Origin of the sequence: Actinoplanes sp. NPDC051859 (assembly GCF_044452725.1) — a bacterium.
Classification (GTDB): domain Bacteria; phylum Actinomycetota; class Actinomycetes; order Mycobacteriales; family Micromonosporaceae; genus Actinoplanes.
In genome coordinates this window covers 166223-182136 of record NZ_JBITBX010000013.1, presented here as the reverse complement: position 1 = coordinate 182136, position 15914 = coordinate 166223, and the positions used below count along the sequence as shown (strand labels likewise).

Below are 15914 nucleotides of genomic sequence, written 5' to 3'. Positions count from 1 at the left end.
CGACCACCACGGGCCGTCACCCCGGCTCTCACCGGCATCTAACCACGGGCACCTTCTCAAGTCCCGTAGAGAGGAGGGTCCACCAGTGACCACCGAGGCGACCGACCGTCAGGCCTTGCTGCGCCGGCTGCTTGCCGAGCGCGGCTTGGCGCGTACCGAAACACCTATCGCACGGCGGGCACTGGGTCGTCCGGTGCCGCTGTCGCCACTGCAGGAGGGGTTGTGGTTCCTCGACCGGCTGCGTCCCGGCAGTTCCGCCTATGCGCTGTCGTGGGCCACCCGGCTGCGGGGACCGCTCCACCTGACGGCGTTGCAGGGCGCTGTCGACGTGGTGGTGGCGCGGCATGAGGCGCTGCGGACCGGTCTGGTTTCTGACGCCGCAGGCGGTGCCGAGCAGCGGGTGCTCGCCTCGGATGATCCGCAGGCTCGGGTCCGAATCCGGCACGTCGAGCTGACCGACGCGGACGCCGTTGCCCTCGACCGGGCCGTCCGCGCGGAGATTGAGATCCCGTTCGACTTGGGCGTCGCGCCGCTGCTGCGGGTGCTGCTGATCCGGCTGGGCGCTGAGGACCACGCGCTTGTCCTCACCACGCACCACATCGTCAGCGACGACCGTTCGCTGGTGGTGATCGTTCGGGACCTCACCGTCGCCTATGCCGCCCTGCAGGCCGGGCAGCGGGTGGAGCTGCCGCCAGTGGGCTGCCAGTACCCGGACTACGCGCTGTGGCTGCGCGACCGTGCCGGGGGAGCCGGGCTGGACCGGCACCGCGCGTACTGGGCCGGCCGGCTCGACGGCGTACCCGAGGGGCTCGACCTGCCCACCGACCGGCCTCGCCCGGCGACGGCGTCCGGCCGCGGTGGCAGCAGGGAGCACCGGTTCCCTGCCGAGCTGCGCGACGGCATCGACACGGTGGGTCGGGCGCGCGGCGCTACCCGGTTTGCGGTGCTCCTGGCCGCGTTGCAGGTCCTCCTGTCCCGACTCGCCGGCAGTGACGACGTCTGCGTGGGTTCTCCGGTGACCACTCGGGACCGGCCGGAACTGGCCGACGCGGTCGGCATGTTCGTCAACAGCGTTCCCATCCGCACCGATCTGGGCGGCGACCCGACCTTGGCCGCCGTGCTGGACCGGGTCAAGGCCGAGTGCATCGACGCCATCGACCACGCCGGGCTGCCCTTCGACCGCATCGTCGAGGCCGCCCGGGTGTCGCGCCGGGACGGACGCAACCCGCTGTTCCAGGTCATGTTCGTGCTCAACCCGCCGCGCGGGCCGGGCAACCGGGCTGTGGCAGGCCTGACGCTGGAACCGCTCGGCTTCGCCCGCGACACCACCCGCATGGACCTCACCTTCTTCGTGGATGACACGGGCACCGGGCTCCGGGTCATCGTCGACTACGACACCGACCTCTACGACGCGACCACGATCGACGGCCTGGTCGACCGGTACCGACAGGTGCTCTCCACGCTCGCCCACCGGTCCGACACTCGGCTGTCCGAACTGGATGTTCGCGGGGTGTCCGAGCGCGCGGCGCAAGCCGGCAGGCGCGGCAGCCGCCATGCGTACCCGGACGCGAGTGTGGTCGAGCTGATCGCCGCACGGGCCGCCGAGCAGCCAGACGCGCCAGCTGTCGTCGCCGGTGCCGACACGGTCAGCTACGGCGAGCTGCTGGCCCGCGCCGACCGGCTGGCCCGACGACTGCGGGCCGCCGGCGCCGGTCCCGAGGTCCCGGTCGCGCTGGCATTGCCCGCCAGCCCCGCCGCAGTGGTCGCGATCCTTGGCGTCCTGCGCGCCGGTGCTGGCTACCTGCCCCTCGACCCCGGCCATCCGCCGGCCCGCCTCGCCGCGTTGCTCGCCCACGCCGGTGCCCCGCTGCTGATCGCAGAAACAACCCCTCCCGGGTACGGCGGCACACTGCTCACACCCGATGGTCCCGCACCGGACGACCCGCCCCCCGCATCGGCCCACCACCTCGACCAACTCGCGTACGTCATCTTCACCTCCGGCTCCACCGGTGCTCCTAAAGGCGTGCAGGTGAATCACCGCAGCCTGGTCAACCTCGTGCACGGTTTCGTGGCGGTGCACGGGTTCACCTCGGCTGACCGGCTGCTCATGCTGCCGCCATTGAGCTTCGATGCCTCCGCCGGCGACCTGTTCCCGGCGCTGGTGAGCGGGGCCGCGCTGGTGCTGGCCGAGCGACCTGCCGAGTTGACGGGTTCGGCCCTGTTGGCGTTCTGCACCCGGCACGGGGTCACCGTCGTCGACGCTGCCGCACCGCACTGGCGTCGCTGGGTCGCCGACCTCGCCGACAGCCGGTCCGTCGCGATCCCGCGTTCGCTGCGGCTCATGATGGTCGGCGGCGAGGCGGTCGGTGTCCATGCCGTGCAGCAGTGGGCCACGCTGACCGACGACAGGGTGCCGCTCGTCAACCATTACGGCCCCACCGAAGGGACTGTCTGCGCCACCACCCACCAGACCGTCGACGCTGCCGAGACCGCCGGCTCTCAGCTCCCCATCGGCGTGCCCCTGCCCAACGTACGGGCATATGTGCTCGATGGCGCCCAGCGTGAGGTGCCGGTCGGGGTGACCGGCGAGCTGCACCTTGGCGGCGCCGCCCCGGCCCGCGGTTACCTCGCGGATCCCGCCGGCACCGCCGATCGGTTCCTGCCGGACCCGTTCGCGGACGAGCCCGGCGCGCGCATGTATCGCACCGGGGACCTGGTCCGGCAGCGGACAGACGGCAGCCTGGAGTTTCTCGGCCGCGCCGACCGGCAGGTCAAAATCCGCGGGCACCGGATCGAACTGGGCGAGGTCGAGGCTGCCGTCGCCGCACTGCCCGGCATCCGGCAGATCGCCGTGGTCGCCCGGCCCGAGCTGATCGCGTACGTGGTGAGCGACGACCCGCCACCAGCCGCGACCTGGCGGCGAGCACTGCGGGAACGGTTGCCCGACTATCTCGTGCCGGCGCGCTTTGTGGCCCTGACCGCGTTGCCGCTGAACCGGCACGGCAAGCTCGACGAGACGGCGCTGCCGCCGCCCAGTTCGACCACCGCCGTGGCCTACCTGCCGCCGCGCACCGACACTGAGCGTTGCCTCGCGCGGATCTGGGCCGAGCTGACCGGCACGACAGCCCCGATCGGCACCGGCGACAGCTTCTACGACGTCGGCGGGCACTCACTGCTGGCCGGGCCGCTGATCGCCCGGATCGCCCAGGAACTGAGCGTGGAACTGCCCGTCCGCGCCGTGCTGGCCGCCGCCGACCTTGGCGCGCTGGCGTCCTCAGTGGATAGTGCCCGATCCGGAAACGCGACGGACGGCAGCTCGGCGGCGGAGCTGGAAAAGACCTTGCGGGCTGATGCAGTGCTGCCCGACGACATCTGCGCGGCGCTTCCGCCGGGCCGGCCGCCGGCGGTTCCGCAAACGGCACTCATCACCGGCGCAACCGGGTTCCTCGGCGCCTACCTGCTGCGTGACCTGCTCGACGCCGGCGCAGCCCACGTGCACTGCCTCGTCCGCGCCGCCACCGGCGATGCTGCGCTCGCCCGGGTCCGGGAAAACCTCACCCGTTATGGGCTCTGGCGCGACACCGACGCCGAACGCCTCACCGGGCTCCCCGGCGACCTTGCCGCACCGCACCTGGGACTGACCGCAGCCGGCGCCGACCGGCTCGCCGACACCGTCGACGCCATCTATCACAACGGCGGCGCCGTCAACTTCCTGCACACGTACGCGGCTCTGCGCCCCGCCAACGTCGTCGGCACGCTCGAGGTGCTGCGGCTGGCCGGGCGGGGCCGGCCCTGTGCGGTGCATCTGGTGTCCACCCTGGGCATCTATCTCACTCCCGGGCAGGTCGGTGCCACCGTTCGCGAAGGTGATCCGCCGGACGACTGCACGCTCGGTGATGGCTACAACGCCAGCAAATGGGTGGCGGACGCCCTGGCCCGAGCAGCACGCGAGCGCGGCTTGCCCGTCTCGATCTATCGGCCCGCCCGGGTCACCGGTGATGCCACGACCGGCGTCGGCAACGTCGACGACTGGTTCAGTCGGCTGCTCGTCACGTGTGTGCAGCTCGGCGGCGTGCCGGACCTCGGTCTGCCGGCCGACCTGGCCCCGGTGGATCACGTGGCAGCGGCAATCGGCCGGCTGTCGCGCCGAAACGCCGGAGCTGACTGGCACTTCTACGGCCAGACACTCGGCCACGACGAACTGGCGGCGGCCATGGCCGGGTACGGCTACCCGGTCGAGCCGATGCCGTACCCGCGTTGGCGCGCGGCGCTGCTAGAGCGACCTGACGCCGCCCTGGCGGCATTCGCCCCGCTCTTTCCCGCACCAGACGGTGACGCGGGAACGCCAGCCGGCGGCCAACCCCACTTCGACTGCTCAGCGACCGCGGCGGCGGCCGGCGCACCGTGCCCACCGGTCGACGCCGCACTGATCCACTGCTACCTCGCTCACCTGGTCGACTCCGGCGTCCTCGAACCACCGGCCACCATCCACTCTGGAGAATCGAGCTCACCGGCCGCCCTTCGTGCTGACGCGTCGAGCGCTGACGCGCCGGGGGCACCGATCGTCGGGAGGCCACGTGTCTGATGCTGCCGCCAAGCCGTCGGAACGGATTGATCCCCGGCGGGTTCGGTTGCTGGTCACCGTCTGGGCGGGACAGCTGGTGTCGCTCGTGGGCTCCAGCCTGACGGCCTTCGTGCTCGGGGTTTGGGTATACCAGCGCACCGGCTCGGTCAGCCAGTTCGCCATGATCTTCCTGGCGAGCACGTTGCCGGCCATCCTCGCCGCGCCGTTCGCCGGTGTCCTCGCCGACCGGTGGGACCGACGCCGCCTCATGCTGGGCGCCGATTCCGTCGCCGCGCTCGCTACCGGCGCCATCGCCGCCTTGTACGCAGCCGACGTGTTGGCCGTCTGGCACGTCTATGTCACCACCGCGGTCGGTGCGGCAGCCGGAGTGTTGCATCAGGTCAGTTACGCGTCGCTGACGCCGCGGCTCGTCGGCAAACGCCACCTGGCCCGGTTCAACGGGATGATGCAGGCCGGGCGCGCCGTGCAGATCGCGGCGCCGCTGCTCGCCGGCGCCCTCGTGGCGACGATCGGGGTGGGCGGCGTGCTGGCGCTCGACCTGGGCACGTTCGCGGTCGCCGCGACCACGCTGTTGGTGGTGCGCATTCCCACCGAGGTGACCCGCCCAGCCGGCCCAGAATCCGGGGCGGCGGCGCCCTCGGGCTCGGCCTGGCAGGCGGCGGCCGGCTGGCAACATCTGCGCGAGCGGCCGGGACTTCCGGCGCTGCTCGTCGTCTTCGGCGTCTACAACGCGCTGTTCGCCCTTGCCGGGGTGCTCGTTCAGCCTCTGATCCTGTCCTTCGCCTCGGCGGCGACTCTCGGCGCACTCATGTTCGCCGGCGGTGCCGGGCTCTTCGCCGGAAGCCTCCTGATGAGCGCCTGGGGCGGACCCCGCCGGCGGGTGACCGGCATCCAGGCCGGGCTCGCCGTCGCCGGCGTGGCGCTGGCACTGCACTCGCTAGCCCCGTCGCCGTGGCTGATCGCCGTCGTCGCACCGGCATTCCTGTTCACCCTGCCGGTCATCAACACCGCGACGATGACCCTGCTGCAGACCAAAGCAGAGTCGGCGGTACTTGGCCGGGTGATGGCTACCGCCCGAGTCGTCGGCGACGCCGCCGTGCCACTGGCGTACGTCGCCGCCGGCCCCCTCGCCGACCGGGTCGCCGAGCCGCTGATGCGCAACGGTGGGGCGCTCGCCGGCGGGCCGGGCGCGCTGCTGGGCACCGGTCCGGGCCGCGGTATCGCGCTCATCTTCGCCGCGACCGGGCTAGCGATGCTCGCGCTCGCCGCCATCGCGTACGCCGTGCCCAGCTTGCGCCGAGTGGACGACCTCCCCGACGCACAGGACCTCGACGCTGCCCCACTCGGCGCGGCGGAGCCCACCGTACGGGAAGGAGTCGGCTGATGCCGGTACCACTGACCCCTGAGGAAGCCGCCGACACTCCGGGCGCTCACCTCGACCTGCTCAACACGGTGGGCTTCCACGCCGCGGGCACCGCGCAGCGGCTCGGAGTCTTCGAGGCCCTCGCCCACGGGCCACTCGCCGCGGCGGACCTGGCCAGCCGGCTCGACCTCGACCCCGTCGGCACCCGGGTCCTGTGCGACACCCTCGTCGCGTTCGGATACCTGAACCGAGCCGTCGACGCGTACGCCAACAGCCCCGATGCGACGCGGTGGCTGCTGCGCGACGGATCTGACAGCTATGCGCCCGTCCTCGCGTTCTGGCACGCCGTGCTGACTGAGCAGTGGGGTGGGTTGGCGGACTCGCTGCGCCGGGGCAAGCCGGACGGCGACTTCTACGCCTGGTTGGACTCGCGTCCGGACACCCTCGCCGACTTCCACACCATGCTGCGCCGCCTCGCCGGCTGGCTGGCCGCAGAGGTGATCCCGCGGGTGCCGGTGCCCGCCGGTCCGGCCAGCCTGCTGGACCTCGGCGGCGGGCATGCCGCGTACCCGGTGGCGTTGTGCGCGGCGTACCCCGAGCTGCGGGCGAGAGTGGTTGACCTGGCCGGTGCGTTGGAGCAGGGTCGGGCGACCGTCGCCGCTGCGGGCCTCGCGGACCGGGTCGAGCTGTGTCCGGGCGACTTGTTCACGGCCGACCTCGGCGCCGGGCACGATGTGGCTTTGCTGTTCAACATCGTGCACGGGTATCGCCCAGCGGAGGTCGCGACGCTGCTCAGCCGGGTCGCGGCCGCCCTGCGCCCCGGTGGCCGGCTGCTCCTCTTGGAGCCCCTCGCCGACGTCGAGCGGTCACCTGGGCCGGGGGAGGCGTTCGTCCGGGCGTTCAGCCTCAACCTGTTTCACACCCAGGACGGCCGCGTGTACGGCTACGCCGAGCTGACCAACCTCCTGACCGACGCCGGCTTCACCAGCGTGGACCAGCACGTGCTGGAGCGCTCTCCCACCGACCATCTGGTGACTGCCATCAGAGGCGGCGGGGGGAGGTAACCCGTTCGGGGGATTCGACAGGTTTGGTCGGATCGGGGATGGCGGATGCGGCGCCGACTGCCGAGCATGCTTGGCGTGAATCGCACGCTACGAACCGTTCTGACCACAGTGCTGGGTGCCGCGGCCGCCGCGGCCTGTGTCGTGTTCCTCACCGGCGAGGGCCTTGATCGCGCGGAGAAATGGATATCCGTGACGGGCGTTTTCGCCTCGGTCACTCTCGCCGCGGTGGGCCTGTGGGGCTGGCCGGCGTGGCGGCAAGCGCCCGACCACTCCGTGCCTGCCCAGGAACCGGCTGCTCCCACGGGCCCGGCGGCCGCGCCGGCGGTCGCGCCGGCGGCCGCCCCGACGGTTGCGCCCGCCGGATCGCCTGCCGGAGTCACCGCCTCGGGGCCCGGCTCCGTCGCCATCGGTGGGAACAACAGCGCGTCGATCCGTACGCGGGTCAGCGGGGCAGACGGCGGAACCACGCAGTGACGGCGGAAGGCACCGATCACCCGGCGGCGGTGAGCGCCACCGGCCCGGCCGCGATCGCTGTGGGCGGCGACGTGACCGCCCGCGTCATCTCCACCCGCAACGTCGAACGGCACGTCCACCTCGGACCGACCATCATCGGTAGCCCTCGCTCCGCGGGCGACGGCCCGGTGGAGATCTTGCGGACCCGACTGACCGCCGAGCTCGACCGCTTCCTGCGCAATGTCGACAAACACCCCGCCCAGCTTCCGGTGCGATGGCGTCTCTTGCAGCACGGCGTGGAGCAATGGGCGAACGTGGTGCAGACTCCGGTCGGGGACACCGCTGAGCCCCCGCCGACGCTCGCCGGGACCGCCGGGGTGCTGGACCTGTTCGACCGCATCGGATCGCACCGCCTGGTGCTGGTGGGTCCGGGTGGCGCCGGCAAGACCGTACTGGCCGCCCGGCTGTGCCTGACTCTGCTGGCCCGAAGGGACGGCCCGGTTCCGGTGATCCTGTCCACGGACGGCTGGGATACCGGGCGGATGTCGTTGCGTGACTGGCTGGTCAGCCGGCTTCGGCAGTTGTTCGACACCCTGCGGGTCCCCGTCCTGGACGAGCCGGACCTCGCGGTCGTCCTGCTGGAGAAGGGCCTGATCCTGCCGGTGCTCGACGGCCTGGACGAGTTGCCGGAGCCGCACAGCCGGGCAGCCTTACGGGAGCTGAACTTCGAGCATCGGCTGCCGATGATCGTCACCGTGCGCGAAGACCGGTTTGCGGAACTGACCGCGGACGGCACGGTGTTGGCCGCAGCGGCCGGCGTCCGGCTCGAGCCGCTGAGCGTCGCCGACGTGGCCGCCTATCTGCCGCGGACGACGAACCGGATCGCCGAGGATGGCCGCGGAGTATGGGCGGGCGTGCTGGACCGGTTACGCGACGACCCCGCGCAGGAGCAACTCCGGCAAGTCCTCGCCAACCCGCTCATGGTGTCGATGGCTGCCGCGGTGTACGCCACCGGACGAAACCCGGCGGAGTTGCTGGCTCCCGCCTTCGCCGACGCTGCAGCGGTCGAGAAGCACCTGCTGCGACGGTTCCTGACTGCCTGCTATCCGGCCATAGCGCGGGATCGCTACCGGCGCCGCAGGGGCGACTTCGCCTGCCGGCCCGACCAGGCAACGAAATGGCTGAGCTGGCTGGCCGGCACCATGCACACCCAGCGCAGTCGGGACCTGGCCTGGTGGCGGCTGGCCGATGCCGTACCCGACAGCACCCGGCGTGGTCTGTTCACCGTCTTGGTGGTCAGCACCTCCGCGGCCTGCGGCGCTGCCTACGGTCCGTTCACCCCTGGCGGAGCCGTGCGCGGCCTGCTGTCCGGTTTGTTCATGGGCATGCTCGTCGCCCTGGCGTATCCGCAATTGTCACGGTGGAATCCGGGTCTGATCCGCTACGACCCGCGCCTGAACACCAGCCCTGGTCGGGCGGTGCGTGGCTCGCTCTTGGCGGTGTGGTTCGGCGTCGGCCTCGGGTTGTTCGTCGGCGGTGTTCGGGGCGCCCTGGTCGTCGGTGTCACCCTCGGCCTGATGTACTTCCTCACGAGCTTCTTCGTGTCGCGGGTCGATCCAGGCCTGGTCACCAGCCCGGTTCGACTGTTGACCCTCAGCAGAACGACGTTCCTGATCAACGTCGGTGCCGGTGTCGTGCTCAGCACCATCGGCGCTGTCCTGCTCGGCCAGCTTGCTCCCGGAATGCTCGCTGTCGGTTTGCCGATCATGCTCCTGTGCTCAGAATGGGGCCGATGGGCGTTGTTCGCCCGCTGTTGGCTGCCGTTGCGGGGCCGGCTGCCCTGGCGGATCCAGGCGTTTCTCGCCGACGCGCGCGCACGCGGTGTGCTTCGGCAGGTCGGCGGCGTCTACCAGTTTCGGCACAGCCGGTTGCTGGCGGCGATCGCCGCCCGGGACATCAGCGAGCGCTGATCAGACGCCGTGGGCGGCGACAACCTGGGCGCTGCCGTCGGCCAGCCGATAGCACAGGCCGACGACGGCGGCCTGGCCGGTGGCGACCCGTTCGGCGAGGACGCGGGAACGGTCCAGCAGGAGGTCGACCGTATGTTTCACATGTTCGGCCAGGATCTCGTCCGCGGTCACGCGCCCGGCGGCCCGCGCGGCGAGCACGCTGGGCGTTACCCGTTCGACGACGTCGCGCACGTAGCCGGCGGGGGCGACACCGTCTTCCAGCGCGGCACACGCGGCGGCGATGGCGCCGCAGGAGTCGTGACCGAGGACCACCACCAGGGGGCAGTCCAGGACGCCCACCCCGTATTCGATACTGCCGATCACCTCGGCGCCCATGACGTGGCCCGCGGTGCGGACCACGAACAGATCGCCCAGGCCGCGGTCGAAGATGATCTCTGCCGAGAGCCGGGAGTCGGAGCATCCGAACAGTACGGCGAACGGCTGCTGCCCCGGTGCGATCTCCGCGCGGCGGGCGGCGTCCTGGTTCGGGTGCTGCGGCGTACCCGCGACGAAGCGCGAGTTTCCGGTCAGCAGCAGGTCGAAGGCTTCCTTGGGGGCTGGGGGGTCGATCGCCGTCATCGCCGCAGCCTAGCCGGCGGTGCGCGATGATGGGGCGGCACGGGTATCTACCGAATTTTCCGGGACCAGCTCGCTAGGAGCGTGCGTGTCGTCCGCCAAGCTTGCTGTCCGGTGGTCGCCGTGGCGCGTCATCATCGGCTTCGGGTTCATCAGCCTGGCCGCTGACCTGGTGTACGAGGGCGCGCATTCCGTCGGGTAGCGCGGCGGTGCCATCATCGCCCGCATGCCGATCTTCGGAAGATTGCTCGCGTTTGGTGCGGTGCTGGCACTGGTGGGCTGCAGCGCCTCAGAGGCGGCGCCGAGTCCCCCGACGCCCGCCACTCCCGCGAAGCAAAGCGCGCCGGCGTCTTCTGCTCCGCCGGTGCTCGAGTCCGCCGACGGCCGAACCGGCAGCTCGACGCCGCCCCGACCCGGGGCGCTGCCGCGCGTGGTGAACCACGGTCCCCGTACGCAGAAGCGGGTGGCGTTGACCTTTGACGCCGACATGACCGACGCCATGATCGACCGGCTGCGGCGGGGCGAGGTGGCCTCGTACGCAAATATGGCGGTGTTGCAGTTGCTCGAAAAGCGTCGGATTCCGGCGACCTTCTTCGTGACCGGCCAATGGGCCGAGCAGTATCCGCGGGAGCTGCGGAGAATTGCTGCCAATCCTCGGTTCGAGCTCGCCAACCACAGCTATGAGCACGCGGCGTTCACTGGCGACTGCTATGGGCTGCCTCGGGTGCCGGCCGATCAGATGACCCGCGATGTGGAGAAGACCTTCCGGGCGCTGGCCCCCTTCGGAGGGCGACAGACCCGATACTTCAGGTTCCCCGGCCTCTGTCATGACAAGGCGGCACTGCGGGCCTTGGCGCCGCTGGGCGTGACGGTCATTGACGGCGACGTCGTGAGCGGGGACCCGTTCGCCCGGAGCGCGACGCCGGTAGTAGCGGCGGTGGTGTCGAAGGTGCGGCCCGGTTCGATCGTGATCATGCACGTCACGGAGGCGAATGCTCAGTACACCGACGAGGCGCTACCGCTCATCCTTGCCGAGCTTGAACGTCGCGGTCTGGAGCCGGTCACCCTCTCGGAGCTGTTGTCTCCGTAGTGGGTCGGCCACCAAACTCCCAGTACGCCCGCAGTGCCGCAATCTTCCCGCTGGAGTCGCTCCGGTAGGTGAAGACGCCCTGCACCTCGGTGGTCTGTCCGCCCGGCATGGTGATGTGGATGCTGCCGACATCCGCGACCTCGTTGCCGCACAGGTACGACCGTTCGATCTCGAAGTGGATCCGATCGACCCGCCCGATCACCGTGTCGTAGAACGTGGCGATGGCCGCGGCGCCACGATGGCCGCGTCCGTCCGGGCTGAGCGGGGACGGACCGATCGGATCCTCCACGATCGCCTCGTCGGCGAACAGTCCGAGCCAGCCTGCGCGATCCTTGGCCCCGGCTGCCGCCTGAGATCGCCGTGCCAGGTCGCGTACGGTCAGCACTCCCGACGCCATCGCATGCCTCCTCGTGGGTTCTCCGGACCATCTCCGAGACTAGAACACGTTCTACCCCCGGGCAATGTGCAGGCCCGCACTGCCGGGACAGACAGCTGTTGCCCGCACGGTCTAGGGTTTCGACCCGTGAAGGTCCTTTTCCTGCTGAACGACGGCTTCGGTATCGGCGGCACGATTGCCACGACCTTCAATCTCGCCAGCGCCCTCGCCGAACGGGGGCACCAGGTCGAAGTCCTCAGCACCTTGCGCGGCCGTGACCTGCCTCAGCTGCCGTTGCACCCCGCCGTGCGCCTGACGGGGCTCGTGGAAACCCGAGCCGGACATCCCGCGAACCCCGGCGACGATCCGCTGCGCGGTCAGCCGGCAAAGTTCTACCCGAAGGCCGACTATCGGTCCCACAACTACGACCTGCTGGTCGAAGAACGGTACGCGCGCTTCCTGCAGAGCAGCGACGCTGACGTGGTGATCGCTACCCGGGCCGGGTTGATCGCCTATGCCGGCCGATTCGCGCCGCGCCGCATGATCAAGATTGGGCAGGAGCACCTGACCCGGCGCCAGGAGCGTAAGGCGATGCGCGAGGAGTTGCCGACTCACCTGCGCAAACTGGACGCCTTCGTGACCGTCACCGCCCGCGACGCCGAGGACTACCGGGCCCATGTGCCGCTGCCCAGGACCGAGCTGACGTTCATCCCGAACTGTGTGCCCGAGCCGGCCACGCCACCGTCGCACGGTCGCGACAAGATCGTGGTGGCGGCCGGCCGGCTGATCCGCACCAAGCGGTATGACCTGCTCATCCGGGCCTTCGCCGTGGTGGCGGCCGAGCGGCCGGACTGGCAGCTGCGGATCTACGGCCAAGGCAAGCTGCATGGCGACCTGCGTGCGCAGGTCGCCGAGTTGGGGCTCCACGACAACGTGCTGATGATGGGCCCGTACACGCCGATCGAGACGGAGTGGGCGAAGGGCGCGATCGCCGTCGTGCCGTCCGATCGGGAATCGTTCGGCATGACCCTGGTCGAGGCGATGCGGTGCGGGGTGCCGGTGGTGAGCACGGACGCGCCGCACGGCCCGGCCGAAGTGGTGCAGGACGGGACGGACGGCATCCTGACGCCGGTCGGGGATGAGGCTGCCTTGGCGACGGCGTTGCTGCGGCTCATCAACGACGACGAGCAACGGAACGCCATGGCCGCTGCCGCGTTGAAGAGCTCGGCGCGGTTCGACCCGGCGCTGATCGCCGAGCAGTACGAGCAGCTGTTCGAGCGCCTAGCCGCCCGCAAGGCCCGCTGGCGCTGGTGGCCCCGCGGAAGCCGCCGGGCGGCCCCGCAGCCGGCACTAGGGCTGGCACCCGTTTCGCTGGCCGTCGACGCCCAGGTCACCGCGGCTGGTGAGGTGGTCCTGGCAGGCGGCGCGGACCTGTTCTGGTGCCGCGACGACGACAAGCTCCCGGTGGGCAGCGACCTGGCGGAAGGAATCTGGCAGCTCCGCACCGCGGAAGGTGCACCGGTCCGAGCTGGCCGGCTCGACACCCGAGCCCTGATTGCCGGTGCGGCCACCCGGGTCCAGCTGCCCTACCGGCACGGCGACGGCTCCTTCGGCCTGCGAGTCTGGAACCGATCCGTGTACGCCGAGATCTCCCACGTGCTGCTCGACGCCGACAGTCTGCGCATCACCGGACACGTCGTTGGCGCAGCTCTCGCCGACGTGGTGGTGGAGTTGCGCAGCACCGAGACGCGGGAGCTGCAGGGCTCAAGGACCTCATCGGGTTTCGAGGTGCGGATTGCCGCGCTGCCGGCGGGCACCTGGCAGGTGTGGCTGCGTTACGCGGCAGATCTACCCGCCGTTCGGCTCGGTCGGCTGCTGGACGACGTGGCCCGCAAGGACATCGCCTATGTGTTCCCGCCGATCAGCACCGGCGCCGTCACGATGCAGCCGCACTACGACGCCGACAACGAGTTCTCGATCCGCGTCACTGCCTGAGCCGCACCCGACTCCCGCGGTCGGGGGCAGGCTCTCACCCGTCGGTCGGTTCGGCCGGGGATCGCGGATGAATCGCGATCAACAGCTCGAAGGTCGGCTCGTCCGGGGCGGTGTTGGCGTCGAACCGTTCGACCAGGGCCAGGAGCTCGGCGCGGAACTTGCCCGCCTCTTCCGGGCGCATGCGAGCGGTGGAGTAACTGATCACGGCACGTTGCGCGTCCGGGGCAGCGCGGTCCATCACCGCGGTGCCGTCGCGCAGTCCGGTGAGGATGGTGCCGCGGACCTCGTCCAGCAGGGTGGTGACGACCTTACCCATTTCGTGGCCGGCTAGCGCAGGAAGGCCGGCGGACTCGCTGCCGCGCTGGAAGGTGATGGACTGCTGGGCCGCACCGTAGTGCTTTTCGATGATGCCGTTGACGACTCCGGTGGCGCGCACCTCGAGCAGGCCGCGCTGTTCGAGCTGGCCCAGGTGGTAGTAGATCTTCTTGGGCGGCATGCCGATGGCGGCGGCCAGCTCCTTGGCTGTCCATCGCCGGTCGTGGTTATCCATCATCAGCTCGAGGATTGCGAGCCGCGCGGGATCGGCGAGCGCCTTCAGCGTCTCGACGTCGTCCACGATGCGGGTAGCCACCATCAGGTTGGTTCTCCTAGAAAAGTGCGGCTTGTCCACAAACCGTACTGCATTCCGATCGAGTTTAGACGCCCTAGAAAAGTCAAACACTTGACTGAGTTTGGACGCTTGGTGACACTTGATCGCCGGCCGTCAGGTCGGCGTCACTCAGGGGGAATCCGGGGGGATTCATGTTGTTCGATACCGTGCTCCCGCAGGTCGTCGAAGCCGCCGACCAGCTCTCTATCCACGCCATCACCACGGCGCAGCTCATCGGCCACCATGCCGGGGCGCTGCTCGAGGAAATCACCCGCTCCACCGACGCCGTCCTCGGCACGACCGCGGTCAACGGGGGCTGCAGCATCCTCGCACCCAGCGAGCTCTGACAGCGATGCCGTCGCGGCCCAGCAGGTATGCCATCGTCAGCGACTCGGAATTCCGGCATCCGTCCGGCCGCGTCGTCCGGCCCGTCCTGCACGCCGCGACGGCACGGGTGTTCCTGGCCGACCCCCAACTCGCCGGCCGCCTCGCTGGCGAGCCGCCAGCCGGGCTGGGCGGGCTGGCCGAACGCGATAAGCCCGCTGGCCCTGTCGCGGGGAATGAGGTGTCGCCGGAGGCGGACAGTCAGGACAGTGTGCTTCGAGCCGCGGGACTGCTGGTGGACGAAGATGCCGACGAGTCGGCCGCGATCATCGCAGCGAGCCGGGCGGCAGCCCGCGACGTGCGGACTCGGGCCTTTGTCGTCATGCCCAGCGCGTACTGCAACATGGGTTGCGGGTACTGCGGGCAGCGTCATGAACGGATCACCGTGGGCGGCACCCATCGCGAGGCTATCGCCGCGCGGTTCGACCGCGCCGCCCGCTCCGGGCGTTACGACGCGCTGACGGTACGGTGGTTCGGCGGCGAGCCGTTGATGGCTTTCGCGGTCCTGCGTGACCTGTCCGAGCGTTTCATCGCCAGTGCTGCCGACGCCGGTGTGCGGTACGCCGCCAAGGTGGTCACCAACGGCGCCTTGCTGGACGCCCGCAAGCTGCACGCGTTGCACCGGGCGCGGGTCAGCACGATGGAGATCACTCTGGACGGGCCGGCGCAGGTGCACGATGTGAGCCGTCCGCTCAAGGGCGGCGGCGGCTCCTTCGACCGCATCACCGCGGTTGTCGCGGCAGCGCTGCGGGACCCCGGATTGGACGGTCTGCAATTCGTTGTCCGGACGAATGTCGGCGTGCACAACGCCGGGTTGGCGGAGACTTTCTCGGCGGCGTTGGCCGAAGCGGGCCTGGCGCACGACCGGGTGCACTGCTATCCGGCTCCCGTGCATTCCTGGGGCAACGACGTCACTGACGTAGCCCTGGCACGGCGGGAGATGGCCGCGACCGAGATGGCGTGGCTGCGGGCGTACCGTCGGCATGGTTTGCGGTCGGCGTTGCTGCCGGCCGCGCCGATCGATGTGGTCTGCGTCGCGGCGACCCGGCACAGCGAGGTGGTCGCGCCCGACGGCCAGCTTTTCAGCTGCACCGAGCAGCCGCTGGTGCCTTCGGCGGCAGGTTCCGGGCTTGGCGGGATCGCCGAACTCGGTGTGGCGGACCTGCGGCCGGCTGGCGCCTTCGACGACTGGTACGACACGGTGGAGGCCGGCCAGACGCCGTGCCGGTCGTGTGCGATCTTGCCACTCTGCGGCGGTGCCTGCCCGAAGCTGTGGCGTGAGGACCGACCGCCTTGTCCGCCGATGCGCGACAACGTCCGGGAGCGGTTGGACCTGTACGCCTTGGACGCCGGGTACACGCGGGTGTAAC

12 protein-coding genes are annotated in these 15914 nt (G+C 70.6%); 9 read left to right on the top strand and 3 right to left on the bottom strand.

Annotation, left to right across the window (positions count from 1 at the left end; translation table 11 throughout):
• Nucleotides 1-85: 85 nt before the first annotated feature.
• The 5 genes from ACIA1L_RS28385 to ACIA1L_RS28365 all read left to right on the top strand — a co-directional run bounded on the left by ACIA1L_RS28385 (nt 86) and on the right by ACIA1L_RS28365 (nt 9435).
• Entirely contained in the window at nt 86-4585 is a 4500-nt protein-coding gene (locus tag ACIA1L_RS28385) for an amino acid adenylation domain-containing protein (protein ID WP_396076044.1), read from the top strand.
• Nucleotides 4586-4610: 25 nt separating this feature from the next.
• Nucleotides 4611-5969, top strand: a complete 1359-nt coding sequence (locus ACIA1L_RS28380) for an MFS transporter (protein WP_396076048.1) — start codon at nt 4611-4613, stop codon at nt 5967-5969.
• Nucleotides 5969-7012 carry a methyltransferase gene (locus tag ACIA1L_RS28375; RefSeq protein WP_396076043.1) on the top strand — a complete coding sequence of 348 codons (1044 nt, stop codon included), beginning with the start codon at nt 5969-5971 and terminating at the stop codon, nt 7010-7012. The genes ACIA1L_RS28380 and ACIA1L_RS28375 overlap by 1 nt, the downstream gene beginning before the upstream one ends.
• Before the next feature lie 75 nt (nt 7013-7087).
• The gene (locus ACIA1L_RS28370) at nt 7088-7486 is read left to right on the top strand and encodes a hypothetical protein (protein ID WP_396076042.1); all 399 of its coding nucleotides are present in this window, start codon (nt 7088-7090) and stop codon (nt 7484-7486) included.
• On the top strand, nt 7483-9435 hold the full coding sequence (locus ACIA1L_RS28365) for an NACHT domain-containing protein (RefSeq protein ID WP_396076041.1): 1953 nt from the start codon (nt 7483-7485) through the stop codon (nt 9433-9435). The genes ACIA1L_RS28370 and ACIA1L_RS28365 overlap by 4 nt, the downstream gene beginning before the upstream one ends.
• Here ACIA1L_RS28365 and ACIA1L_RS28360 read toward each other — a convergent pair whose 3' ends face one another.
• Nucleotides 9436-10053 carry a carbonic anhydrase gene (locus tag ACIA1L_RS28360; RefSeq protein WP_396076040.1) on the bottom strand — a complete coding sequence of 206 codons (618 nt, stop codon included), beginning with the start codon at nt 10051-10053 and terminating at the stop codon, nt 9436-9438.
• A 223-nt stretch (nt 10054-10276) separates the two neighbouring features.
• Here ACIA1L_RS28360 and ACIA1L_RS28355 point away from each other — a divergent pair, with 223 nt between their 5' ends.
• Nucleotides 10277-11140, top strand: coding sequence for a polysaccharide deacetylase family protein (locus ACIA1L_RS28355; protein ID WP_396076039.1), 864 nt, complete (start codon nt 10277-10279; stop codon nt 11138-11140).
• Here the strand turns inward: ACIA1L_RS28355 and ACIA1L_RS28350 are convergent.
• A complete protein-coding gene (locus tag ACIA1L_RS28350; RefSeq protein ID WP_396076038.1) occupies nt 11112-11537 on the bottom strand; it encodes a nuclear transport factor 2 family protein in 426 nt (141 codons plus the stop codon). The two genes, ACIA1L_RS28355 and ACIA1L_RS28350, sit on opposite strands and share 29 nt — an antisense overlap.
• A 126-nt stretch (nt 11538-11663) precedes the next feature.
• On the opposite strand from ACIA1L_RS28350, the gene ACIA1L_RS28345 reads away from it, so the two are divergent.
• Nucleotides 11664-13511, top strand: coding sequence for a glycosyltransferase (locus ACIA1L_RS28345; RefSeq protein ID WP_396076037.1), 1848 nt, complete (start codon nt 11664-11666; stop codon nt 13509-13511).
• A gap of 34 nt (nt 13512-13545) precedes the next feature.
• Here ACIA1L_RS28345 and ACIA1L_RS28340 read toward each other — a convergent pair whose 3' ends face one another.
• Nucleotides 13546-14145, bottom strand: a complete 600-nt coding sequence (locus ACIA1L_RS28340) for an ArsR/SmtB family transcription factor (RefSeq protein ID WP_396076036.1) — start codon at nt 14143-14145, stop codon at nt 13546-13548.
• Between the two features lie 167 nt (nt 14146-14312).
• Between ACIA1L_RS28340 and ACIA1L_RS28335 the strand changes: the two genes are divergently transcribed.
• Both ACIA1L_RS28335 and ACIA1L_RS28330 read left to right on the top strand, forming a co-directional pair.
• Entirely contained in the window at nt 14313-14507 is a 195-nt protein-coding gene (locus ACIA1L_RS28335; RefSeq protein ID WP_396076035.1) for a hypothetical protein, read from the top strand.
• Between the two features lie 5 nt (nt 14508-14512).
• Nucleotides 14513-15913, top strand: a complete 1401-nt coding sequence (locus ACIA1L_RS28330) for a radical SAM protein (RefSeq protein WP_396076034.1) — start codon at nt 14513-14515, stop codon at nt 15911-15913.
• The last annotated feature ends 1 nt before the right edge of the window (nt 15914 follow it).

Coding starts and splice junctions, on each gene's coding strand:
- ACIA1L_RS28330 (WP_396076034.1), top strand. CDS start 14,513: ATGCCGTCGCGGCCCAGCAGGTATGCCATCGTCAGCGACTCGGAATTC.
- ACIA1L_RS28355 (WP_396076039.1), top strand. CDS start 10,277: ATGCCGATCTTCGGAAGATTGCTCGCGTTTGGTGCGGTGCTGGCACTG.
- ACIA1L_RS28375 (WP_396076043.1), top strand. CDS start 5,969: ATGCCGGTACCACTGACCCCTGAGGAAGCCGCCGACACTCCGGGCGCT.
- ACIA1L_RS28335 (WP_396076035.1), top strand. CDS start 14,313: ATGTTGTTCGATACCGTGCTCCCGCAGGTCGTCGAAGCCGCCGACCAG.
- ACIA1L_RS28340 (WP_396076036.1), bottom strand. CDS start 14,145: ATGGTGGCTACCCGCATCGTGGACGACGTCGAGACGCTGAAGGCGCTC.
- ACIA1L_RS28350 (WP_396076038.1), bottom strand. CDS start 11,537: ATGGCGTCGGGAGTGCTGACCGTACGCGACCTGGCACGGCGATCTCAG.
- ACIA1L_RS28360 (WP_396076040.1), bottom strand. CDS start 10,053: ATGACGGCGATCGACCCCCCAGCCCCCAAGGAAGCCTTCGACCTGCTG.